The sequence below is a fragment of the Companilactobacillus huachuanensis genome (genome assembly GCF_005404815.1).
Lineage (GTDB): Bacteria > Bacillota > Bacilli > Lactobacillales > Lactobacillaceae > Companilactobacillus > Companilactobacillus huachuanensis.
This window is the reverse complement of record NZ_BJDF01000002.1, coordinates 111,290-136,904: the sequence shown is the minus strand read 5'-3', so window position 1 is coordinate 136,904 and position 25,615 is coordinate 111,290. Positions and strand designations below refer to the sequence as shown.

20 protein-coding genes are annotated in these 25,615 nt (G+C 35.9%); 17 read left to right on the top strand and 3 right to left on the bottom strand.

Going from position 1 to position 25,615, the window contains the following annotated elements; genetic code table 11:
- The first annotated feature begins 5 nt into the window (after window positions 1-5).
- The 7 genes from FFM71_RS01745 to FFM71_RS01715 all read left to right on the top strand — a co-directional run bounded on the left by FFM71_RS01745 (window position 6) and on the right by FFM71_RS01715 (window position 10,107).
- Window positions 6-1,463, top strand: a complete 1,458-nt coding sequence (locus tag FFM71_RS01745) for a 6-phospho-beta-glucosidase (protein ID WP_137610466.1) — start codon at window positions 6-8, stop codon at window positions 1,461-1,463.
- A gap of 783 nt (window positions 1,464-2,246) precedes the next feature.
- Window positions 2,247-3,020 carry a MurR/RpiR family transcriptional regulator gene (locus tag FFM71_RS01740; RefSeq protein WP_137610465.1) on the top strand — a complete coding sequence of 258 codons (774 nt, stop codon included), beginning with the start codon at window positions 2,247-2,249 and terminating at the stop codon, window positions 3,018-3,020.
- Window positions 3,021-3,162: 142 nt separating this feature from the next.
- Window positions 3,163-4,464, top strand: a complete 1,302-nt coding sequence (gene celB, locus FFM71_RS01735) for a PTS cellobiose transporter subunit IIC (protein ID WP_137610464.1) — start codon at window positions 3,163-3,165, stop codon at window positions 4,462-4,464.
- 25 nt (window positions 4,465-4,489) lie between these two features.
- On the top strand, window positions 4,490-5,575 hold the full coding sequence (locus tag FFM71_RS01730; RefSeq protein WP_137610463.1) for a DUF871 domain-containing protein: 1,086 nt from the start codon (window positions 4,490-4,492) through the stop codon (window positions 5,573-5,575).
- 55 nt (window positions 5,576-5,630) lie between these two features.
- Window positions 5,631-6,794: a GNAT family N-acetyltransferase gene (locus FFM71_RS01725; protein WP_137610462.1), complete on the top strand. Its 1,164-nt coding sequence runs from the start codon at window positions 5,631-5,633 to the stop codon at window positions 6,792-6,794.
- A gap of 271 nt (window positions 6,795-7,065) precedes the next feature.
- On the top strand, window positions 7,066-8,193 hold the full coding sequence (locus FFM71_RS01720; protein WP_137610461.1) for a GGDEF domain-containing protein: 1,128 nt from the start codon (window positions 7,066-7,068) through the stop codon (window positions 8,191-8,193).
- An 888-nt stretch (window positions 8,194-9,081) separates the two neighbouring features.
- A complete protein-coding gene (locus FFM71_RS01715; RefSeq protein ID WP_306437278.1) occupies window positions 9,082-10,107 on the top strand; it encodes a GGDEF domain-containing protein in 1,026 nt (341 codons plus the stop codon).
- A gap of 178 nt (window positions 10,108-10,285) precedes the next feature.
- Here FFM71_RS01715 and FFM71_RS01710 read toward each other — a convergent pair whose 3' ends face one another.
- Both FFM71_RS01710 and guaD read right to left on the bottom strand, forming a co-directional pair.
- Window positions 10,286-11,632, bottom strand: coding sequence for a uracil-xanthine permease family protein (locus FFM71_RS01710; protein WP_137610460.1), 1,347 nt, complete (start codon window positions 11,630-11,632; stop codon window positions 10,286-10,288).
- On the bottom strand, window positions 11,622-12,944 hold the full coding sequence (guaD, locus tag FFM71_RS01705; protein ID WP_137610459.1) for a guanine deaminase: 1,323 nt from the start codon (window positions 12,942-12,944) through the stop codon (window positions 11,622-11,624). Before guaD ends, FFM71_RS01710 begins: the two co-directional genes overlap by 11 nt.
- A gap of 607 nt (window positions 12,945-13,551) precedes the next feature.
- Between guaD and FFM71_RS01700 the strand changes: the two genes are divergently transcribed.
- The 9 genes from FFM71_RS01700 to FFM71_RS01660 all read left to right on the top strand — a co-directional run bounded on the left by FFM71_RS01700 (window position 13,552) and on the right by FFM71_RS01660 (window position 22,646).
- Entirely contained in the window at window positions 13,552-14,406 is an 855-nt protein-coding gene (locus FFM71_RS01700) for a PRD domain-containing protein (protein WP_137610458.1), read from the top strand.
- Between the two features lie 10 nt (window positions 14,407-14,416).
- On the top strand, window positions 14,417-14,767 hold the full coding sequence (locus FFM71_RS01695; protein WP_137610457.1) for a PTS lactose/cellobiose transporter subunit IIA: 351 nt from the start codon (window positions 14,417-14,419) through the stop codon (window positions 14,765-14,767).
- Between the two features lie 30 nt (window positions 14,768-14,797).
- Complete coding sequence (locus FFM71_RS01690) at window positions 14,798-16,522, top strand: PTS lactose transporter subunit IIBC (protein WP_373278781.1); 1,725 nt, start codon at window positions 14,798-14,800, stop codon at window positions 16,520-16,522.
- A gap of 12 nt (window positions 16,523-16,534) precedes the next feature.
- Window positions 16,535-17,959, top strand: a complete 1,425-nt coding sequence (gene lacG, locus FFM71_RS01685) for a 6-phospho-beta-galactosidase (protein ID WP_373278780.1) — start codon at window positions 16,535-16,537, stop codon at window positions 17,957-17,959.
- A 200-nt stretch (window positions 17,960-18,159) separates the two neighbouring features.
- Window positions 18,160-18,972, top strand: a complete 813-nt coding sequence (locus tag FFM71_RS01680; protein ID WP_137610454.1) for a Cof-type HAD-IIB family hydrolase — start codon at window positions 18,160-18,162, stop codon at window positions 18,970-18,972.
- A 49-nt stretch (window positions 18,973-19,021) separates the two neighbouring features.
- Window positions 19,022-19,885, top strand: coding sequence for a PRD domain-containing protein (locus tag FFM71_RS01675; RefSeq protein ID WP_137610453.1), 864 nt, complete (start codon window positions 19,022-19,024; stop codon window positions 19,883-19,885).
- 194 nt (window positions 19,886-20,079) lie between these two features.
- A complete protein-coding gene (locus FFM71_RS01670) occupies window positions 20,080-20,793 on the top strand; it encodes a gamma-glutamyl-gamma-aminobutyrate hydrolase family protein (RefSeq protein ID WP_137610452.1) in 714 nt (237 codons plus the stop codon).
- 303 nt (window positions 20,794-21,096) lie between these two features.
- Entirely contained in the window at window positions 21,097-21,315 is a 219-nt protein-coding gene (locus FFM71_RS01665; RefSeq protein ID WP_137610451.1) for a hypothetical protein, read from the top strand.
- A gap of 5 nt (window positions 21,316-21,320) precedes the next feature.
- Window positions 21,321-22,646 carry an APC family permease gene (locus FFM71_RS01660; RefSeq protein ID WP_137610450.1) on the top strand — a complete coding sequence of 442 codons (1,326 nt, stop codon included), beginning with the start codon at window positions 21,321-21,323 and terminating at the stop codon, window positions 22,644-22,646.
- 354 nt (window positions 22,647-23,000) lie between these two features.
- Here the strand turns inward: FFM71_RS01660 and FFM71_RS01655 are convergent, their stop codons facing one another.
- Window positions 23,001-23,846, bottom strand: coding sequence for an aldo/keto reductase (locus FFM71_RS01655; protein WP_137610449.1), 846 nt, complete (start codon window positions 23,844-23,846; stop codon window positions 23,001-23,003).
- A 550-nt stretch (window positions 23,847-24,396) separates the two neighbouring features.
- Here FFM71_RS01655 and FFM71_RS01650 point away from each other — a divergent pair.
- Window positions 24,397-25,602 carry a NupC/NupG family nucleoside CNT transporter gene (locus tag FFM71_RS01650; RefSeq protein WP_137610587.1) on the top strand — a complete coding sequence of 402 codons (1,206 nt, stop codon included), beginning with the start codon at window positions 24,397-24,399 and terminating at the stop codon, window positions 25,600-25,602.
- Window positions 25,603-25,615: the final 13 nt, after the last annotated feature.

The window sequence follows — 25,615 nt, the reverse complement described above, 5'->3', positions numbered from 1 at the left end:
TTTATATGACTGAAATAACAAAAAGTGGTTTAAGAAAAGATTTCCTATGGGGTGGAGCTGTTGCGGCTAACCAACTCGAAGGTGCTTGGAATGTTGATGGCAAAGGTGTCAGTGTGTCAGATATTATGACTGCTGGTGCTTACCAAAAGTCACGTGAAATTACAGATGGCATCATCGCCGGTAAAAACTATCCTAATCATGAGGCGATTGATTTTTATCACCAATATAAAGGTGACATTAAATTATTTGCTGAAATGGGTTTCAAATGTTTCAGAACATCAATTGCTTGGACAAGAATTTTTCCAAACGGAGATGAAGATGAACCTAACGAAGCAGGTTTGAAATTTTATGATGACTTATTTGATGAATGCTTGAAATATGGTATTGAACCAGTTATCACACTGTCACATTTTGAAATGCCATATCACTTGGTTGAAGAGTACGGTGGCTGGAGAAATCGGAAAGTTATTGATTTCTTTGTTAAATTTGCTACAGTTTGTTTCAAACGTTACAAGAACAAAGTTAAGTATTGGATGACTTTCAACGAAATCAATAATCAAACTACTTTTACAAATGACTTTTCAATTGCAACTGATTCCGGTTTGATTTTTAGAGATAACGAGTCAGAGGATGAACGTGAAGCATTGATGTATCAAGCATCACACTATGAAGTTGTTGCTAGTGCCTTGGCAGTTAAGATTGGTCACAAGATCAATCCTGACTTTGAAATTGGTAATATGGTCAACTTTACACCCGTTTATCCAGCTTCATCAGATCCACGTGATATCTTGTTAGCTGAAAAGGCCATGCAAAGACGTTACTGGTGGGCCGATGTTCAAGCCTTGGGTGAATATCCAGTTGGTATGGAAGCTTACTTTAAGAATCACGACTTGAGACCAGACATTACAGCTGAAGACCGCGTTGTATTACGTGAAGGAACAGTTGATTATGTTGGATTCAGTTATTACAACTCAATGACTGTTAAATATAGCGATGACAATCCTGAATTTAAGTTTATTGGTGATCGTGAAGCAGTTAAGAACCCTAATCTTAAGTATAATGACTGGGGCTGGCCAGTTGATCCTATTGGACTACGTTATTCAATGAACTGGTTGACAGAACATTATCACAAGCCAGTAATGATCGTTGAAAATGGTTTCGGTGCTTATGATAAAGTTGAGTCTGACGGCAGTGTTCATGATGATTATCGAGTTGACTATCTCAGAGCTCATGTTCAACAAATGATAACAGCGGTTAACGAGGATGGAGTAGATCTCTTAGGTTACACACCTTGGGGCTGCATTGATTTGGTTTCTGCTGGAACAGGTCAAATGTCCAAACGTTACGGTTTCATTTATGTTGATAAAGATGATGAAGGTAACGGAACACTTGAACGTTCAAAGAAAGATTCATTCTATTGGTATCAAAAGGTAATCCGTACTAACGGATCACAATTAGACTGAATCAATTAAAAAGAAGCTGAGACAAAGTCATATTATTTTGTCTTAGCTTCTTTTGTTTTAGGGTTTGGGCCGCCACCGGATGCTAGGGATTCTACCTGTGGTGTGACCGGTGCGAGCCAAGGTCTCGCGCAAGGCTGCTGAAAAACTCCTGAATTTTTAATTTTAAAAAATCAATTCCCATAAAACAGTTATTATTGAGTACAAAAGTGGGTGAAATTACCCAAAATAGTGCTTCAAATAAAACGAAAATGGTGGATTAAATTTCTCTAATTTAGTTTTTCAGCAGCATCGTCTCGCGCCTCGATTTTGAGCTTCGCAAAGACCGCGAATCTCAAAATACGTCAGTGGGGTAAGAGCAGAAAAGCGCTGCTCTAACGCCACTTGCACTGCTGGTAGAATCCCTAGCATCCAGTGGCTAATGTATTGAAGGATGTTTTTATAATTGTTATTAGTTTGGTTAATTAAATACACATTGTGTGTTTTGAAGTATCAGTTAACATGAAAAAAACAATCCTTAATCAGAAGTCGTCGGTAATATAAGTCGTTGCAGTTAAGGTGATGTCAGGTTTTTAACTTATACAGTGTGAGACGAACTTTACGACTCGTAGCCTTGCCAAGCTTTAGGTCAAGGCAGAGGTAAACCGTTGGTTCGGGCCGGTCCCCACAGCAGGGACTATCTTACTGACAACTGGAGGCGGCACCTAGCGGATGTAATTTGTTACATATATAATATAATTATGTTTCAGTAAAAATGATATAGACCATTCACAAGGAGGTTAAAATATGTTTCCATATCAAAAAGTTCATGAACTCAATCGTTTGGAATTAATAGTTTACAAATATATTATTGGCCATACTAAAGAAGTTCAAAATATGACTATTCGGGAGATGGCTGATGCAGCACATGTCTCGACGACTACGATTCTAAGATTCCTCAAGAAGATGGATTATAGCGGCTTCTCAGAGTTTAAATTTGCACTTAAGCAAAGTCTTAAGCAACCTACAAAATCACAACAGAATCCCAGTATGGAGCCTATCAAGAACTTCTTTCAACTTGTTGCTGATGAGGAGCCATTTGATAATAAAATTAAACAGGCAGCTGACATGATCAATGCCTCGGATCTAGTTTTGTTTTTTGGGGTCGGTAACAGTGGTCGCATCGCTCAGTTTGGAGCAAGCATTTTATCTAGCTACGGGATATACTCATTACCGATTATTGATCCTTTCCAACCGGAACCCTTCTCAGATAGGGATTTCTCAAAAACGCTGTTGATTCTCATATCTATTTCAGGGGAAACAGACCAAGTCTTGGAACAAGCACGTTACTACAAGAAGAATGGGGCAGAAACGATTGCTCTGACGGCCAATTCATATTCAGTATTGAATCAAATAACTGACTTTTCAATCTCATATGACACGCCACAGAATCGTAAGGGACACATTAATGTCACGACTCAAGTGCCTATCGTATATACGCTTGAGCAAATGTCTAATTGTGCATACCACAAGATGGTAGACCAAATGGATAATAGGTTTACGGAACGTGTTACGGATTAGTAACATGTTTTTTATATGATAACTTATTATTTTCCTTATAAATGCATATACTTTTTAATGAAAAGGGTTACAATGGTTCTTGTAAGCAGATTCGTGTTTCTGCTGTGAAACATATTTTATTTCATTTGAGGGGGTTTTACACATGGCTGAAAAGAAATCTGGCGGCTTTGTCCAAGATAAGTTAATTCCTCTTGCCGGCAAGCTTGCTTCTTCTCGTCATTTGATTGCTTTGCGTGATGGTATGACATTGGCTGTTCCAATGATCATCATTGGTTCATTGTTCATGATCATCGCACAATTTCCAATTCAAGCCTATCTAGACTTTATGGCTGGTATCTTTGGTAAGAACTGGGCAACCGTTTTACAATATCCAACTAACGCATCATTCCATATCATGGGATTGATTGCCGTTATCGGTATTTCTTATAACTTGGCTAAGAGTTATAAGGTTGATCCAATCTCTGCTTCAATTGTTTCATTAGGTGCTTTTGTACTTACTATTCCATTGAAGACAGATAAAGCTGGAGCTTTGTGGGTTCCACTTACACAATTGGATTCAGCAGGTCTATTTACAGCTATTATTGTTGGTCTATTTATCACTGACTTCTATGTTTGGATGGTTCACAAGAACTGGACAATCAAGATGCCTGATACAGTTCCACCTGCAGTAAGTAACTCATTTGCTGCTTTGTTCCCAGGATTCATTATTTTAGCTCTTGTTTGGGTAATCCGTATCGGTGTTGAAGCAACACCAATGCAAAGTATTCCAAATATCATTTCCTTCTTCTTGGCAACACCACTTGGCCACTTGAGTAACACATTGCCTGGTGCTTTAGTTGCTGAATTCCTTGTTTCATTCCTATGGTTATTCGGTATTCACGGTGCCAACGTTGTTTCTGGTGTTATGATGCCTATCTGGTTAACAGCTTTGAACCAAAACCACGCAGCCTTTACTGCTGGTAAAGCTCTACCAAATATCGTTACAACATCATTCTTCGATAACTTCGTTCACATGGGTGGTTCTGGTGCCACAATCGGTTTGGCTATGCTACTAGCATTCGCTGCTAAGAGTAAGGAACTTAAGACATTAGGTAAACTTGTTGCTGGACCTGCATTGTTCAACATTAACGAACCTATCGTCTTCGGTCTACCTATTGTTATGAACTACAAGATGGCTGTTCCATTTATCTTGACTCCACTTGTTAACGTAACAACAACATATGTTTCAATGGCAGCTAACTGGGTTGCTAGACCAATGGGTGTCTATATTCCATGGACAACTCCACCAATCCTATCAGGATTTATTGCAACTGGTCACATTTCCGGTTCAGTTCTACAAATCGTTAATATCGTGATCGATACTTTGATTTACTTCTACTTCTTCAAGTCAATGGATAGAGAAAAATTGGCTGAAGAATTAGATTCAGCTAAAATTAGCAAATAATATTTAAATTTTTGGAGGTCATGTTTTGAGAAGACTTGGATTATCACTATATCCAGAGCATTCAACTTTAGAGGATGATAAAAAATATCTTGATACTGCTAGTAAGTTAGGCTATTCACGTATCTTTGCTTCATTACTCGAATTAGGCGATGACAAGGATAAAACTATCAACCGTTTTAAAGAGACGATTGCTTATGGAAATAAGTTAGGCTTTGTTACGATTGTTGACATGAACCCTGGATTATTTAAGGCACTTGATATTAGTTACGATGACTTATCATTTTTCCATGATCTTGGTGCTGCTGGTGTTAGACTTGACGAAGGTTTCTCTGGCATGGAAGAGGCTAAGATGACTCATAATCCTTATGGATTAAAGATTGAAATTAATATGAGTTCTGGGACACACTACTTGGATAATATTATTTCATATCATCCTGATACCAATAATCTTCTTGGTTGTCATAACTTTTATCCTCAAAGATATACTGGCTTAGGTGAGGACTTCTTCATTAAATGGTCAAACTTTTTCAAGGAACGCAATGTTCACTCAGCTGCCTTCATTAGCTCACATAGTGCAACATTTGGCCCTTGGCCTGTTCAGGACGGTTTGCCAACGCTTGAAGATGATCGTGATTTACCAATTGCGACACAAGTTAAGCATTTGCTATTGAGTGGAGTCGTTGATGATGTCATCATCGGTAACACTTATGCATCTGATGAAGAATTAAAAGAAGCTTCTGAAGCTTTCTATGCACCATATCCAGTATTGAAGGTTGATTTCTCAGATAATGCGACTGATCTCGAAAAAGAAGTTATTTTGAATACTACCCATGTCTATCGTGGTGATGCATCTGACTACTTGTTACGTAGTACAATGACAAGAGTTGTTTATAAGAATGGCGATTTTCCCGCACACGATACTCAAGATATCAAACGCGGTGATATCATCATTGTTAATGAAAACTATGGTCAATATAAAGGTGAGACGCAAATCGCACTTTGTGATATAAAGAATGACGGTCGTCGGAATGTTGTTGGACACTTGAATTCTAATGAGGCTTTCTTGTTGAATTACATCGAACCTTGGAGTAGTTTCAAACTAGCAAAATAAAAAATGAAGAAATACTATTCTCAGTTGAATAGTATTTTTTTATAGGGAGCGAAATATGAATAAATATTTACTCGATGAAGATAAATTTAATGAGTTTTATAATTTATATTTGTATTCATTTAATCGTGAGGATTCCAAGCATCGTAAGGATGTCTTAAAAGAACGTTTTGATCACTCAATGGTTTATGGATTAATGAATCATAATAAACTAGGTAGTGGGCTTTTTAGTATTCCTTTTGATGTAAATTTCCATGGTGTTGATTACAAGATGAATGGTATCGGCGACGTTATGAGTGCACCAGAGTTTGGTGGTCGTGGTGGTGCGGGTACCTTATTAAAGGCAGCTTTGACCGATATGTATCATAACCAGATTACTTTATCGTATTTAGCACCATTTTCATACGGATATTATCGTCAATTTGGTTTTGAACAAGTCTTTGATCATAGCGTTATAACGATGGAAAATGATCAACTGCCCCGTATTAAAAATAGCAATGTCGGACATGTAGAACGTGACGATATCAGAGATTTAAATGATGATATTAAAATTATGTATTTGAGTAACAATTATCATGGAGGGGTAGTTCGCCCCAAGTGGTGGTGGGATCACATGATTGATAAGCATGAAGATTATCAAGTTGCCACGGCCTATGATGATGCGGACAAATTAATTGGATATCTAATTTATTACAGTGAAGGAACAACCTTCTATATTCATGAATGGCTTAATCAGAATCCACTCAGCCGTCAATTATTAAGCAAGTTTGTTACGAAACATCAATCGATTTTTCAACATTTTGTTTATGAATCTCCTGATCCTGATGTTAAAGCCGACTTGTTAGAGAATCCTTATTCAGCTCAAATTTCAGTTACACCCTATATGATGGCTCGAATCGTAGATTTGAGTGATTTTGTCAAACGCTATCCTGTTCAAACACTAGTTATGTCGAAAGTTTATTTTAAAGTTAATGATGATTTGGATTGGAATAACCATACCTGGCGACTTTCAATCGAAAATGGAGTCGTTAGTTTTGAAATTGCTGACGACGAAACCCCTGACATGGAGTTGACGATTCAGACTTTAACTAAAGCAATGTTTGGTTATCGTTCCTTGGATTCGCTGTTTGAATACGGCTATATTACTGGTGATTCCGAAAAAGTGGATCAGCTAAATGAGGTTTTTGTTAAAGAAAAGCCCCAGTTAATTGATTATTTCTAGGTCAAATCAGACGTTTGAGTAAAACTCAAACGTCTTTTTTTATTTGTGACATTTAATTTGGGTTAGGTGTTGTATTAGTTAAATATTTCTCAGATTTTCAGACTAATTTTTACAATTAAACAACACAATGTCTTCTTTACAATATTTTATATATTTAAAATTTCATAAAAATAATAGAAAAATTTGAATTGAATTAAATAAATTATAGTGTAATCTAAAGACGCAAACGTTTTAACAAAAGTTATTGAGATGTGAAGGGAGACAGCACTTTATGACATGGGATGTCTGGCATGTTGCACCCGTTATTACGAGTATTTTTTTCATCTTGGGTGTATTCACGCTCTATCAAGTTGCTTTTGATTGGCTGAGAAATATTGTACATGAAAAAAAGTTTTCAATTAATGACGATATATTGAGATCATCGTTTGGTGTGATTTATATGCTGGTTTTTATATTTAGTATGCAATCTACAATCGTTGGCAAAAGTATTTCGTGGGAATTTATGAATTTTATTATCATTGCTTTGATTTTTTGTGCATACTTTCTCAATATTCGTGTTCCACTGTATTTCTTCGTACCAATTATTTTAATTTATATGTTGTTTAATAATTCCCTTGGCTATTGGGAATCTTGGTTACATGCATTGAGTGTCATGCTCACATACTGGTCATTTAATTATATCCGTAGAAGACCAGTCAGAAAGCATCCTTTTGTTGGCTATATGGTTGTCGGCGTCACTTGGGGTGCAGTTATGTGGTTCTTCGTTGCTGTGAAATTTAATCTGAGTCAACGGGTCTTTTTACAGGAGTGGAGTTATCTATTGATTTTTGAAGTCTTATTATACAGTTATATGCGAATGTTACTTCGTGAAAACGATTTAAAAGGACGATTAGTTGCTTTTGCCAATCATGATGCTTTGACTAAGACTGAGAATTATGCTGCATACGTCTCTGAAATGAAGCTACTTTTCCCCAATAGTTTGCGTAATAAACTTAATTTGTCGATGATGATGTTCGATATTGATCACTTTAAGCAAGTTAATGATACCTATGGTCATTTAGCAGGAGATAAGGTTCTACAGAAGGCCGTGACAGTTGCACAGCAGGTAATTGATGGTAATGATCCCAATGTGAGGTTATATCGAACTGGTGGCGAAGAGTTTAACGTTGTCTTTCCGGGCTATGATTTGCCTTCAACTGAACCAATTGTCAGACAGATTTTTACGGCTTTGAATAATTTGGACATTCAAGATGGAGAAAAACAAATCAAAATCACTATTTCTGTAGGTGTTTCTAGCATGTCGTCATCAGATGATAATCCAGATGATTTCTATAAAAGAGTTGATAATAATCTTTATCATTCTAAGAAAAATGGTCGAATGCAGATTACTGCAAGTTAAATATTTCCCAATTCTTTGAAAATTACAATTACAATTTTTTTAAATCTTAATATAAATATTGTTGTCATAGTCCTAGAACTAATTTGTAAATAACTAAGGTTTAGTTAAGTATACCGTTTCCAGAGCTGAGAGTATTCAATTGCTGCGCGGAACGGCCCGAGCCTGGGAAGCGGTCTCGAACCTCGGTTGTTTGAAGCAATAACGCCACTTTCGCTGCAAATGAATACTCTCAGCTCCTCCAACTAATTTATTTTTTCATGGCAGGAACAAATAAAATGAAAGTTTCTGATTATTTAAATAAATTAGCTCTAAGCTTGTAACAACATTGGTTATATTAATTATTAACCTTTCGGCCGTTGTCTAAATAATTAGAAGTTTATTGTTCCTGCAAAAAAATAAACTAGTTTGAAGCGCTGTGAGTATTAACCGGCCCGCAGAGCAGATTAATACTCTTAACTATGTAAATGGCATATTTACTTAACATTTTAACCATTAGGTAGATATGTTAAAAAGATACTTTTAACATATTGTCTTTATCTAGAAAATTTGATTTATCACTGTTTAGGCAGTGTCTGAATGATTAATTCTCGCTATTCTACAAACGGGTGGAACAGTGGGATTTTTTTGTGCTAGAATTGCATAGATGTTTATATAAAAAAAATTATAAATGATGTATAGTAGCGGTTAATAATATGCTTAAAAATGGATTTTAACAGGTCTATAGCCGGCATATTTAATTGTTCTGAGACGTTAAATAAAAAGTAGCCTAACAGGGGGTTTGGTTTTTGACATGGTCAGTTTGGCGTGTGACGCCATTTATCACAAGTGTTTTTTTTTGTTTTAGGCGTTTTTACTCTGTATCAGGTTTTATATGATGGATTAAAAACAATGCTGAATTCAAAAGGTATTCATTTTGATGAGGATCTTCTAAATTCCTGGCTTGGTGTCGGCTATATGGGGATTTTCATCATAAGTATGCAGATGACGCTTGTTCATACATCGATTTCTTGGCAATTTATGAATTTTCAGTTGATTGCCTTGATTTTCTGTGCCTATTTTTTAAATATTCATGTTCCATATTATTATCTATATCCATTAATAATTTCCTATATGTTTATTAATGGCTCCTTTGGATATTGGGAATCGTGGTGCCACAGTATTGTACTGCTTACTTTCTATGAAACACTTAATTATCTTCGTCGTAAGCAACATAATGATCATCCGTTTATTTTTTATATCCTGTCTGGAGTAATTTTTGGAGGTCTGTTGTGGTTCTTTATGAGGGAAAAGTTTGGTTTTACTTGGCAAACGTATTTTGAAGAGTGGGCTTATCTAATTATCTTTGAGATGCTGCTGTACAGCTATGTTGGAATGATTTTACGTGATACTAATTTGAAAGTTCATCTATTGGAGTTTGCCAATCATGATGCTTTGACTAAGACTGAGAATTACGCTGCTTATGTTACTGAAATTAGAAATTTATTTGATACCAGTTTTGAAAATAACTTGTCACTCTCGATGATGATGTTTGATATTGACCATTTTAAGCAGGTAAATGATACTTATGGTCACTTAGCAGGGGATAAGGTATTGCGTCATACGGCTGATGTTGTAGAAACGGTAATAGCTGAAAATGATCCGAATGTTAAACTATATCGGACTGGTGGCGAAGAATTTAATGTTATCTTTCCAAACTATGATTTGTCATCTACTGAACCAATAGTTCGACAAATTTTTATGGCGCTGAATCATTTGGATGTTGAATTAAATGACAAGTCAATTTCAATTACAGTTTCAGTTGGCGTTTCAACAATTGCTCAAACAGATTTAGAACCAAATGATTTTTATTCACGTGTTGATGGTAATCTGTATCACTCCAAGAAAAATGGTCGGATGCAAATTACGGCCAAATAAAACGTGGTTCTCAGTCTTTCTGACCAATTTATTTATAATGAGTCAATGAACAATTAATTTATACTTACGAAAATAAAATCTTTGTTGTAGAAATAATGTTGATGACTATTTTTTTTATCAAAGAAGCACTGTAATCCTATTTTGGATTACAGTGCTTCTTTGATTTATTTCAAATTAATTAAATCGTTTTAACGGTTGCTTTCTTTGCTTTAGGCATTACTAAGTTAAGAATAATAGCAGCAATAGCAGCCATGGCAATTGGTGAACCTAATAAATATTGTAAGATTTGGGGAGCATTCTTTGTGACATCAGCTGGTAGTAGTACTAAGGCTAATGTCAAAATGATTGGAATACCAATTATGTAAAGGTCACGATCTGTTGTTTCTAATCCGCGGATAACGTTTAGACCGTTAAGCATGATGGTAACAGTAATGATTGCAAAGACGCCACCGATAACTGGGGCAGGGATAGCGGCTAAAAAGGCTGATAGTTTACTGAAGAAACCTAAGATTGAGAACCAGATTCCAGCAAATAAGAAAACTCTTTTACTTGCAACACCAGTGATTGAGATAACTCCGGCATTTGTTGAATAACCGGTAACTGGTGTTGTTCCAAGTAGGGCAGCTACCAAACAACTTAAACCTTCACCGATAATACCGTGATTCCATTGTTTGTCAGTGATTTCGTGGTTTGTAACGGCACCCATGGCAAACCAAGTACCAGTTGTTTCAGTTGTGATAACTGCGTAAATGATTATGAAAGTAATAATAGCTGAAGGACTGAAGTTGATACCCCAGTGGAAAATTGTTCTTTGGGGAAGTCCGAACCAAGCAGCTTCAGAAACTGCTTTCCAGTTGAACATGCCCATCATAGTTGAAACAATCGTTCCAACACCTAAAGCCAAAATAATTGAACTAGTTCTGAAGAAACGACGAACGCTAGGAAATTTCAAACTAATACCAACTGAGACTAACAATGTTAAAGCAGTTACAGAAGCTAAGATGATATTATTGTCAATCTTACCAGGAGCGTTGAAAATATTACTGTTTAGAGCAGTTGGAATCAAAGATAAACCAACACAAGTGATAATCGTACCACCGACTAAAGCAGGAACTAGACGGTTGATGATTTTTTGGAAAACACCAGTGACACCTAAGACGATTAGTATAAGTGAGCCAATTAATAAAGCACCAATCAGTGTTCCCATACCATTACCTTTCAAACCACCAGATGCTAGTACAACACCGGCAGCGGCACCAAGAGGAACAAATGAAGGACCCTGAGAAACGGGCATCTTCATGAAGACAAATGTTTGTAAAATTGTTCCAATACCAGCAGCTAAGAAAGTTGATTGCAAAAGTCCCATTTGATCACTGAGGCCCATTGCCATCATGCCAGCTAGAATAATTGGTGGAACATAGATATCCATCGCTAAGACGTGTTGAAGACCTAAGAAACCAGCTTCGCCCATGCCAATTTTGTCATCAGGGCCGACTAAAAGACTGCTCTTGTTGTTATTTTCCATTATTTTCTCCTCGGTTGTCATGTACTAATTTACCAGCTACATAAACTTGTTTGATATTTTCTTTATTTGTGTGGTACACAAGTCTCTCAAATATATCGTCTGATTCATTTGATGAGAGTTCGAAGTATTGATCTTGAACAATTTGAAAGTCGCCTTTAAAACCGACTTTAATTTGTCCAGATTTGATATGTAAGGCACTAGCACCACCAACTGTTGCAAGATAAAAGGCATTGCTGGCTGAAAGACGTGCCGGTTTATGACTAGAGTCTTGTAACATCTGTGATGACATAATAGCTTGTTGCATATTTCGATAAATACTAGGAGAAAATCCTCCGGAGATATCGGTTCCTAAACCGATTTTAACGTTTTTTTGGTGAGCATCATTAACACGCATGACCGAATTGCCAAAGAACGCGTTGGAGATAGGACAATGGGCGATAGATGATTGCGTTTTTTCAAACAAATCTAAATCACTGTCACTGAGTTGGGTACCGTGAGCCATAATTGATTTGTCAGTTAACAAGCCAAATTTATTAAGTACTTCAGCGTCACGTAAGTTGAAACGGTCGATTGCATATTGATCTTCCCAAACACTTTCACTACAGTGTGATTGAATGGGTAAGTCATACTTTTTAGCTAAGCCACCCAGACCTTGTAACGTCTCATCGGTACAACTAGGAACAAAGCGGGGCGTGATAACTGGCGTTATGTCGGAACCGGTTTGTCCTTGAAGCTTAAGCATTTTGAGAATGAATGTTTCAGTCTCTTCCAAAGCTACTTTGGAAGAGGCATCACGATAATAGTCCGGAGTTTGTTCTGGATTATCCATCACAACTTTACCAATAAAGGCACGTTGTCCAAGTTGAGCACAAATCTGAGCCAAAACTAAATTGGCATCCGTGTGAACTGATCCAAAGAACAAACCAGTAGTAGTACCGTTGGCCAATAATTCTTTGATCAAGCTTTGGTAAACTTTTTTAGCATACTGTAGATCTTTGAATTTAGCCTCAAGTGGAAAAGTATAAGTGTTGAGCCATTCGTTCAACGGCTTGTCCAAAGCTAAACCGGCCTGAGGCCATTGTGGTGCGTGAATATGTAAATCAGTGAATCCTGGTAAAAGATAACTTCCCTTAGGTATTTGTTTGAGGATATCGTTATCCAATGCAGCTTGTTTGACAATCTGATAATCACTATCAGAAGCGGATATAACACGGTCAATAATTCCTGACTGGTCTACACATATAAGTGAATCTGGTGTGAAATCCGCCTTGTCAAACGTTGCTGAAGAAAAGTAACTTCCCTCAAAAACTATTTGATAGGTGATAATCTAACACTTCCTTAAATTTTATATAGTAAGGATAACATGAATGATTATGTAAATAAATAGTAAATAGTTCGCATTTTACTTGAATGTCAAAAAAATCGTGTTAAAAATAAACTTAACGTTCATTTTTTTGGGATTTTATTTTCTTTGTATCCGCTTTAACCGCCCTATTAAAAGTATTTGATATTTGTCTTGATGATAAAAGTGATTTATAAAAATAAAGTTAATGAATTTTAATTGCCGATAATGTACTGGAAAAAATCCAGATGATCTGACAGTATGTGCTAATTATCAATAATCAGATAAAAAAATTATTGTTTTAAAATATAACTCAGATTACCGTCACAAAGGCTTTTTGAAACAAAGTCAAATACTAGAAATATATGATTCAAAAAATAATTCAATGAAACCGTTTACAAAAAGAAATTACTAGCATATACTAAGCGTTGTTGAAAGATGAATATATTTTCAGTGAATTGTTACTATTAAATTAGGCGAGATCACTCAACGTATTTTCTTCATTGTTTAGTCCAAAGACTATCATGATGAAAAACGTTGGTGGTCTCTTTTTTGTTGCCAGAAAGGGGGAAGTGAGATGGTAGAGATTGCCCAAGTCTTTAACAATAACAGTGCGTTAGTCAACCTAGGAGATAATCGCCAAGCAATTGTAAAGGGCAAAGGAATCGCTTTTAAGAAGACTAAGGGTGGACAAGTTGATTCGAGTAAGATTGAGAATATCTTTTATTTAAATACAAAAACATCACAGGATAATTTATATTTTTTGATTAAAGATATTCCAATTGATGTTGTTACTACTACTTATGAAATTATTGATTATGCAAAAAAGAAATTTGATTATAACATTTTGGATTATGTCTATATCACTTTGAGTGACCATATATTCGGTTCCTATCAAAGATTGTTGGCTCACACATATCAAGAAAGTTTGATTCCCGATATGAGTGAGCAGTATCCGGATGAATATGAAATTGCCAGTCATGGATTAGAGGTAATCAATCAGAATCTGCATGTTAATTTTCCAAAGTCGGAAATTAAAAGTATAGCTCTACATTTCATCAATGCCAAAGGTGAAGAATCTAAAGCCAGTGACCTAAAGGAAGATACGTCCAAAGAGGTCAATGACATTGTGACAACGATTTTGAACGAAAATAAGATTTATCGAATTGAAGGAAATGGTAATTATTTCGACCGTTTCATGATTCATTTACAGTATTTAGCAGGACGTCTTGATAATGACGACAGTGAAGATCGCGACTTCAGCGATAAATTGGAATTAGAGATGAAAAAGGAGTATCCACGTTCATCAAAAATTGCCAAAGAAATTTATACAAGTTTACAATCCAAATTATCAACGACGCTCAATAGTAATGAACTATTATATTTCATAATTCACATTCAACGATTAACACAAGAAAAAACAAAAAAATGAGGTAATTATTATGGCAGTTACAAAAGAAGAAATTTCAATGACAGGATTCGCAATCGTAGCATATTCAGGGGATGCCAAAACAGCCTTAATGAAGGCTTTAGAGAATGCCCGTGTTGGTAAAATTGCAGAAGCAAGAAAATTAGTTGAAGAGGCTAATCAATCAATCGTTGAGGCTCATAATGAACAAACCAAGTTACTAGCTAACGAAGCTGGCGGCATGGACATGGACGTTACATTCATTATGGTTCATGGTCAGGATACTTTAATGACAACAATGATGTTGATGGATCAATGTGAGTTCTTTATTGATGAATATGAAAGAATTAATAAAATTGAAGAAAAATTAGATATGAAAAATTAAGTCAAAAAGGAGATCTGAAAGATGGATGTCATTACTAGTAGAATTGAAAAAATGAAACCAGGATTTGAAAAAATTGCATCTAATGCCTATGTTTCCGCCATTCGTGATGGATTCATTGCATCAATGCCTATCATCTTATTCTCGTCATTGTTTATCCTGGTTGCTTATGTACCAAATGCTTGGGGTTATCATTGGCCAGTTAATATTGAAAATAATATTATGATTGCCTATAACTACTCAATGGGACTACTTGCATTGTTTGTTACAGCTACAACCGCAAAGAATTTAACTGATACAAAGAACCTAGATTTACCTAAGACTAATCAAATGAATGCAGTGTCAGTTATCCTTGCTGCTGAAATTGCCTTTATAATTAGTGCTATTGTTCAAAACAAAGGTGGAGCTGATTTAACTTACCTTGGTACACAAGGATTAGTTGCTTCATATGTTGTTGGTTTGATTGTCCCAAATATCTATTATGTATGTATCAAGAATAACGTCACAATTAAGATGCCTCCACAGGTACCACAGAATATTTCACAAACATTTAAAGACGTTATTCCAATGTTCTTATCAGTTACTGCTTTTTGGGCATTCTCATTAGTATTAGCTACATTTACTGGTAAGAATTTGGCTCAATTGATTATCTCCTTACTAGCTCCAATTTTCTCAGCCAGTGATTCCTATTTAGGATTAGCAATTATCGCTGGAGCGATGGGTTTCTTCTGGTTTGTTGGTGTTCAAGGTCCTTCAATCGTTGCACCTGCTGTTGCTGCCATTGAAGTTACTAATACTGCAGATAACTTGAAATTGATTCAAGCTGGTCACCAAGCTACTCACGTTTTAGCTCAAAATGCTCAAGATTATGTTATGAACATGGGTGGTACTGGATCAACACTTGTACTAGTATTCTTGTTCTTGTTCCTAGCTCGTTCTAAGCAATTGAGAGCTTTGGGGAAAGCAGCATTTATTCCTGTCAGTTTCTCTGTTAATGAGCCTATTTTGTTCGGTGCTCCAATTATCATGAATCCAATTTTCTTTGTACCTTTTGTTGTAACACCAATGGTTAATATCTGTTTGTTCAAGTTCTTTATCGATGTTTTAGGGATGAACGGTATGATGTATACCATGCCTTGGGTTATCCCAGCTCCAATTGGTATTTTAATTAGTACCGGTTTTGCTCCATTAGCATTTGTATTCGTTGCTTTGAGTTTGATTCTTGATGTCTTCATTTGGCTCCCATTCATGAGAGTTTATGACAATGATCTTCTTTCACAAGAAAATAAAAATGCTATTGCTGAAGGACTTGTAGCAGATGGTGCAGGTAATGTATCTACAGACGACACTGACACAACATCTGATGGAACGGTTATGGCTTCAACGGCTGGAGATGAAGCTACGCCAGAGGTTGATGATAAAACGAATGATGAAGTATTTAGTAAAGATACGGCCGTTATGGTTATCTGTGCTGGTGGTGGTACCAGTGGTATTTTGGCCAATGCTTTAAACAAGACGGCTAAGGAACGTGATTTGAAATTATCAGCTGCTGCTCGTGCTTATGGTCAAGATATGAATATGATTCAAGATATGGATCTAGTTATTTTAGCTCCACAAATGGAAAGTATGAAAGGTAATGTACAAAAGATTACTGATAAGTACGGTGTTAAATTAGCTACAACTTCTGGTAAAGAATACATTGAATTAACTAGAAATCCAGAAAAATCATTACAATTTGTAAAAGCAAATCTAGCATAGGAGGTTTGATTGATGCTTAAATTACCAAAAGATTTTTTGATGGGTGGTGCCACAGCGGCTTATCAAGTCGAAGGTGCTACTAAAGAAGATGGAAAAGGAAAGGTTCTTTGGGATGACTATTTAGAGAAACAAGGTCGATTTAGCCCTGATCCAGCCGCCGACTTTTATCATCGTTATGACGATGATTTGGCACTATCTGAGAAATATGGCGTTCAAACGATTCGAGTTTCTATCGCATGGTCAAGAATTTTTCCTGAGGGAACAACGGATAAGTTGGAGCCACGTGGAGTTGAGTATTATCACAAATTATTTGCCTCATGTGCAAAGCACCATATTATTCCGTTCGTAACACTACATCATTTTGATACTCCTAAAAAATTACATGATATGGGTGATTGGATGAGCCCAGTTATGTTAGATTCATTTGTCGATTATGCAAAATACTGTTTCAAAGAATTTCCTGAAGTTAAATATTGGATCACTATTAATGAACCAACATCTATGGCGATTCAACAACATGTTTCCGGAACATTTCCACCTGGTGAAAAGGGTAGATTCGACAATGCAGTTCAGGCTGAGCATAATCAAAATGTTGCCCATGCTAGAATTGTTAATGCTTATAAGGAAATGAATTTAGGTGGCGAAATTGGAATTGTTCATGCCATTCAAACAGTTTACCCATATAGTGATAGTCAAGGAGACCGTCATGCAGCTGCTTTGAAGGATGCCTTTGAAGACCGTTTTTACCTAGATGGTACCTTGGCTGGTGAATATAGTCCTGAGACTCTTTCACTGATTAAAGAAATATTGGACGCAAATAATCAGCCAATGTTTAAATCTACACCAAAGGAAATGGAGGAATTAAGCAAGGCTGCCCACCAATTAGATTTTGTAGGAGTAAATAATTACTTTAGTGTATGGATGAGAGCATACGATGGTGCTTCTGAGACCATTCACAATGGTACTGGTGCAAAAGGAACTTCAGTTTCTCGTCTGCACGGGATCGGTGAAGAAAGAAAACCAGATAATATTGAAACTACTGACTGGGATTGGGCTATTTATCCAAAAGGGATGCATGATACCCTTATGAGAATTCACAACGACTATCCATTGGTACCAGCTACTTATGTAACTGAAAATGGTATCGGATTAAAGGAAAGCCTACCAGAGGGTGCTACCGATGATACAATCATTGATGACCCCAAGAGAATCGATTATTTGAAGAAATATATCAGTGCAATTGCTGATGCCATTAACGATGGCGCCAATGTCAAAGGGTATTTTATCTGGTCCTTGCAGGATCAATTCTCATGGACTAATGGCTACAGCAAACGTTATGGATTATTCTTCGTCGATTTTCCAACACAAAAGCGCTATGTTAAGAAGAGCGCTTATTGGTTCAAGAATCTCAGTGAAACACACGAAATAGAAGATTAATTTCAATTTTCCTCGAATTGAAATTAATCTTGCAACAAAACTACCTGAAAAATGTTTGTTTTTAATATGAGACGTCATTTCCGTCTCCCCTAGGTATTGAAAACAGTTAACCGTTGAAGAAATTTAAAGAACTCTGAGATATCAACATCTCGGAGTTCTTTTTCGTTACAATATATATAAAGACAAATAAGGAGATAATTATGGATTACAAAATGATTGCTTTAGATTTGGATGACACTTTGTTAACTAGCCAAAAGACAATTTCTGACCAGAATAAGTTGGCGATAAAACAGGCGTTAGCCAAAGGTATCAAGGTTGTTTTATGTTCTGGAAGGACACATAACGCCGTTATAAAATTTGCTGATCAATTAGATATTAGTGGTTCTGATCAATATATGATTACCAATGGTGGGGCAATCATTGAAGATATGAATGGCAAAATTATGTATCAAGAAATGTTAAGCAATAAATTTTATCGAGAATTTATAAGATTTGTTCATAACAATAATTTGCACTACAACGTCGTGGATAATCATGGTAATACCTATACTAGCAGTGGCGATTGGTTGGATAAGTATACAATTATGCAGGCTTTTGAAAATGCCAATGGATTATATTTAAAGGAGCCCGATGATTTACCCGCCGAATTCAAAATTGTTAAAGCAATTATCAACGGTAGTGAATCCGAGCTAGATGATGTTTCTAAAATGGTTCATGAAAAGTTTGATCAAGATTATTTTGTAGTTCGTACCGGAATAGGTTTCCTAGAAATCTTCCCACAACACGTTAATAAGGGTAAAGCCATTAAAGTTTTGGCTGAAAATTTGGGCTTTGATCTTTCTGAGGTAATCGCAATGGGAGACCGAGATAATGATATTCCAATGTTGAGGATTGTCGGCAAAGGGGTTGCTATGGACAATGCCTTAACTGATGTAAAGGCAGCAGCTGATTACGTTACGGCAGACAATAATCACAGTGGAGTGGGATTGGCAATTGAAAAATTTGTTCTATAGCCGAAAAGAACATTCATTTTCATTTATAATTAATTGTATGAGGTGAGCTATGCAATTAATTATCAAACAAATATTTAATAATAATACAGCCGTTGTTGATTTAGAAGATGATCAACAAGCAATTGTTAAAGGCAAAGGGATTGCCTTTCATAAATCAAAGGGAGAGACATTAGACAGCGTGAAGATTGAAAAAATCTTTTATCTAGATACTGTGGATTCCCAGAAAAATCTCTATTTCTTGTTAAAGGACATTCCCATCGATGTAGTAACTACCACTTATGAAATCGTTGCTTACGCTAGAAAAAATTTCAATTACCATGCTTTAGATTATATTTATATTACTTTGAGTGATCACATTCATGGCGCTTATAAGCGATACATAAATGGTGAGTATAAGCCTAGTCATATTCCCGATATGAGTGATAAGTATATTGAAGAGTATCTGATTTCTAGCGAAGGTTTGAAAATAATTAATCAGAATCTCAACATTGATCTACCAATGTCAGAGATTAGAAATTTGGCATTGCATTTTATTAATGCTCAAACAACCTCTGATAGTAGTAATAGTCTTGATATAACAGCAAAAGTTGATTTTACCAAGCTAATAAAAAGAGTTCTGTTACAAAATAATATTTTTCGTACCAAGAGTAACAGCAGCTACTATGACCGATTCATGATACATTTGCAGTATTTAGAACAGCGGTTGAATAATATATCAGCTGACACAAATTTTGATCAAAAAATTGAATTAGAAATGGAACGGGATTATCCCGGATCAACGTCGATTGCTAAACAGGTTTCTGCTGAAATAAAATCTGCGCGTGGTGTCGAATTAAATAATAAAGAATTATTATATTTTATCATTCATATTCAAAGGATTACGCAAGAGGATGGCTTGAATGGTGCCCAATAAATGAAGATATATTTTTAAAGGCAATTAATATAAAAAAATATATCTTTTTTTATATCCAAAATATTTATTTATTAGAGAAAATGAAATTTATTAAAAAATATTGCCATAACACTAGACTTAGATTAGAAAATATTTAATAATGTTAATAAATTATCCATCGGATTAAATTGAAAATGGAAACGGGGAATTAACATATGAGCAAGGTAATCGGTATTACTGCAGATATATATACTGGCGCCACGTCAGTGATCAATCAAAAACTAATGGATTTTGTACCTCGCCCGGCAGTTGATGGAGTGGTGGCCGCTGGTGGAATTCCCGTTAGTTTGCCATATATCCCTAAAGAACAAATTAATGGGCTAGTAGAACGGTTGGACGGAATAATTTTTACCGGGGGCCCAGATATTGATCCCACATTTATGGGTGAAGAACCGATTCCACAATTAGGGGCGACGAATCGTAATCGTGATATTTTTGAAATCGCTTTGATCAGAACCGCCGTGGCTAAGAAAATTCCGATTCTTGGAATCTGTCGTGGTTCTCAAATTATTAACGTTGCCTTAGGTGGAACCGTCTATCAGGACTTAAATAGTCAATTCCCAAGTAAGGTTCTAAAACATCATCAGGAGGCACCAGGAGACCAACCGACACACTTTATTTCTGTTAATCATGAATCACAACTATTTAAGACAATCAGTGATAATGTTTTTGTCAATTCTCGACACCATCAAGCAATCAAAGATGTTGCAACTGGGTTAAAGATTGTTGCGGAGGCCCCAGATGGCGTGATTGAGGGGATTGAAAATTCTGACGCTTCAATTCAAGGGGTTCAGTGGCATCCTGAGAATATGTGGCAACATGATTCGCGACAATTAGAATTGTTTCAAGACTTTATCAATCGCGCATAACGACAGCAATCATGACTAAAGGTTGAAAGTCTGAGTAAGTATGTCGTTTCCAGGCCGGTAACACCAATTGATGTATTAAACTTTTGCCTTTCAACCTTCAGAATTAAAATATATAGTTCAAAATCTAGTCAATTTAGTAGTAATGAATTGGCTTTTTTGATTTATACAAAATGATTGATATTAGCCTTTTTAATACCAAACAATTCCTACATTAAAATTTAACTAATTTCATTATAAGAAATTGACAATCTACATGAGAGTGCTAATCTAAACATTAAAATAAAAAGAAGAGGTAAAGCATTTATGAGTAAATTAACTGGATTCGCCGAAAATATTCTAATTGGAGCAAATAAGACAATGGAAAAATTGTCTATGGTTGTTCGTGGATTAGAACGTGGTGTATTTTCAGTTAATGAACTTCTACAGTCCGAATTTCTTGAACAGGTCCAGCAGATCCAGCAGCCGGAACAAATATTTTTAAGCTATCCTAATCAAAAAATTCTGACACTATATAGAAGGTAAAAATCATGAAGCAAGCGATAACTCTAACTAACGCACCAACTGTCAAAGCAGCCGTTAAATCACAAAAGATGGGCTTTTGGACAGTCCTATTATTTGGAATCAATAGTATTATTGGCTCGGGAATTTTCTTATTGCCAAATGAAGGTATGCGACTTTTTGGACCCGCTAGTATTTTTGTTCTAGCCTTCGATGCAGTTTTAGTTTTAACGATTGGTTTATGTTTTGCCGAAGACTCCAGCTTATTCGATGAAACCGGTGGGGCATATGTTTATGCCAAAGCTGCTTTTGGAAACTTCGTTGGTTATGAAGTTGGTTTCGTAACTTGGACGATTCGGATCATTGCTGAAGGAACTTTGTATGTCGGTTTTGCGACAGCAGTTGCAGGTGTTTTTCCAGAATTGAATAATTCAATTGATAAAGATATTATTGTTACAATTATGGCTTTGACATTGATGACTGTAAATCTCTTTGGCATCAAAGTCGCAGCTATTTTAAATAATGCCGTTACAGTTTCAAAATTGTTACCATTAGTAGTTTTTATTGCTATAGGAATTTGGTTCATTAAAGGTAGCAACTTTACGCCGATGATTCCAGCTTCAATTGCCAGCAAAGGTTCGTTCGCAAAAGCTGCTATGACAATGTTTTTTGTCTTTACAGGAATTGAAAGTTCGGTTGTGGCTGCGGGTGAGATGAAGAATCCCAAGAAAGATTTACCACGAGTTTTAATTATCGTGATTTTAGCGGTCGCAACCTTTTATATTCTGGTTCAAACTGTTTGTATCGGAGTATTGGGCAAGTCATTAGCCGTCAGTACAACACCGATTCAAGATGCGTTTGGGACAATGGTTGGAAGTTTTGGAAAATATCTAGTGGCTGCTGGTACATTGATGTCGATTGGGGGAGTCGGCTTTTCCACGTCTTTTATTACACCAAGATTTGGTGTAGCAATGGCAGAACATGGTATGATGCCACAATTTTTGACTCATAAGAATCGCTTTGGAGTGCCACACAATGCTATCATCATTTCTGCGTTATTAGGATTGATAGTTGCGGTTTCAGGCAGTTTCAATACGTTAGTTCAAATCAGTGCCGTTTCTAGGTTTGCTCAATATATTCCAAGCTGTTTAGCTGTATTGGTCTTTAGAAAAACAATGAAGGATCGTAAGTCAGGTTTCAAAATTCCATTTGGTTGGTTTATTCCAGTTTTGGCCATTACGGTATCGTTATGGCTATTAGCACAAACAAGTATTTCCAATTTGATCTGGGGTTTTGGTGCCTTATTAGTCGCAGTACCATTCTATTTTTTGACACGGAGAAACTTTGTTAATTAGCATATTGCGTTAGTTAATTAAAGGCAATAAAATGAAAACTGCAAAATGGATTTTTAAAAACAGACTATTCGTAAGTGTAATGTGTTAAATATTAAAATTGAAGAAAATGAGTTGTTAAACACTCAATTATTTCGGGTTCTTTTTCAATTTTGATTATGAGAAAAAGAGGCTGTCCTTCACTTGATTATTTCAAGTGGAAGACAGTCTCTTTTTGACAAACTTCTAAATTAAATAGACATACGGATGCTTTTATAACTAAACTTGAGAAAGAATCTTATTTTTAAAGAAATTGTTCAGACCAATAAATTAGTCGGAAGAGCTGGGCGTATTAACTGGTTAAGGAGACGTCAAATACTAAATAACTTCAAGTTGTCCTTCATGTTTTGGTTTAGGGTAATATTTGTCCAATAGCTCCAATTCGTCTTTTGTGAAATCAATGTCGACCGCTTCTAAATTACTCTGCATATGTTCGACAGAACTGGTCTTAGGAATACTGAGTAAATCATGATTCTTCAAAACCCAAGCCAAAAGTAATTGATAAACAGTCACATCTTTTTGTTGCGCCATATCAGTTAGTACTGGCTTGATCTTTAGATATTCACCACCATCTGATCCAAATGGAGAATATCCAATAAATGAAATATGATTTTTCTTTTGCCATGGTAAGACCGAATATTCAATCCCACGACTGCCGATATTATATAGGTCTTCATTGATACGGCAGTTTTCTCCGTCAGTCACACTGAATAGTTCTTCAAGATCACTGCGGTCAAAATTTGAAACACCCCAATTTCTAATTAGTCCTGCTTTGACCATTTTTTCTAATCCAAAAACTGTTTCGGAAAGAGGAGTCTTGCCACGCCAATGCAATAGATACAAATCTAAGTAGTCAGTTTGAAGTCGTTTGAGGCTTGCCTTAAGACTTTCTTCAATTAATTTTGGAGTTGCATGATAAGGATAAAATTTTGAAATTAATTGAATATCATTTCGGTGATAGTCTTTCAAAACATTTCCGATTAAAGTCTCAGATTTTCCTTCACCATACATTTCGGCAGTGTCGATAACATTGATACCATGATCAAGACCAAAGCGCATCGCTGCCATTTCATCTTCCGTTCTCACGTTATTTCCTTCACCAATGTGCCAAGTTCCAATACCAATGGCGGACGTATTTTGATGATTAAATGTAATAGATTTCAAACTAATACCTCACTTTCAAGAGATTTGATTTTAATTTATTAACTAAAGGTTGAAAATTTGATGCATTATGCCGTTTCCAGAGCTGAAAGTATTCATATGCTGCGCGGTACGATTCGAGCCAAAAGGCGGTCTCGAATCTCGGTTGAAGCTGAATCACGAACCGGTAAGTCTCCAACACGCCCGGTGGTGTAGGAGCAAAGTTCTAACACCACTTAACTAGTTTTTTTATAATAAGAATGTCCAACTGTGATCTCTTGCCATTTAAATAGTCAGGAGTTTTCGTTTTATTATTCCTTCCATAAAAAAATACTCTCAGCTTTGGAAATGGCATATTTACTCAAACCTTCAACCTTTTAGATAATAATTCTGTAATCGTTATCAATACCATTATATAGCTACTTTATGAAATTTGAAATAATGCTTTATTTGATTGATTTCTATTGTAAAAAAATATTTACAAAAAGTTTATCCCCATGTAATATTAAAAATGAAGTGAAAAGTTTAACAATGTGGATCTTCAAATAAAAAAAGGGGTTAAGTATATATGAGTATGTACTTAGTAGTTAACGTAATAGGTGTCATCGTTTTTCTAGCTATTGGTTTCCTTTTTTCAAAGGATAGGTCAAACATCCATTGGAAGTCTATCATTATCATGGTAGTTTTGAACTTATTCTTAGCTTGGTTTTTGACCAGTTTTGCTGTTGGTCGGGCGATTGTTTCAGGGGCAGCTGACGGCTTTAACTGGTTAGTTCAAGTGGCTTATGTCGGAATTGAATTTGCCTTACCAAGTTGGGTTCATGTAAAAAGTATGGACTTCGTGACCAGTGCACTTTTGCCAATTCTTTTGATTGTGCCATTATTTGATATTTTGACATACATTGGAGTCTTGCCATTTATTATTAAATGGATCGGTAAAGGATTGTCATTTATCACAGGCCAACCAAAGTTTGAGTCATTCTTTGCGGTTGAAATGATGTTCCTAGGTAATACTGAGGCCTTGGCTGTTTCAAGTTTGCAATTGAAGCAAATCAAGTCGCAACGTAATGTTACATTGGCGATGATGTCAATGAGTTGTGTCACGGCTTCAATTATTGGTTCATATATTCAAATGATGCCGGGGCGGTTTATTCTGACTGCTATTCCAATCAATATTATCAATGCAATTATTGTAACGAGTTTGCTAAATCCCGTTACGGTTACACCAGAAGAAGATACAATTGCTAAATTGAGCGGTCAAGGCGAGGGTGGTAAAAAAGAACCTTTCTTCTCATTCTTAGGTGATTCTATCTTGGGTGCTGGTCGTTTGATTTTGATTATCGCTGCCAATGTTATTGCCTTTGTTGCCTTAGCAGCATTGATCGATAAAATTCTTCAACTCGTTAATCCATGGTTAACTTTGGAACATATTTTAGGTATTATCATGTATCCATTTGCTTGGTTATTAGGTTTAAGTAGTCATGATTCATTCCAAATGGCTCAATATATGGGTACTAAGTTGGTTACTAATGAATTTGTTGTTATGGGTAAAGTTACTGGTATTATTAAAGACTTCGATCCGCACTTTAGAGCTGTCTTAACAGTTTTCATCACATCCTTTGCCAACTTCTCGACTTTAGGTATGATTATCGGTTGTTTCAAGGGAATTGTTAATAAAGAAAAAAATGATATTATTTCAAAAAATGTTGGGTATATGTTGCTGTCAGGTATTTTGGTTTCACTCTTGTCAGCGGCACTCGTTGGTTTATTTGTTTGGTAAAGAGGTCATCGCA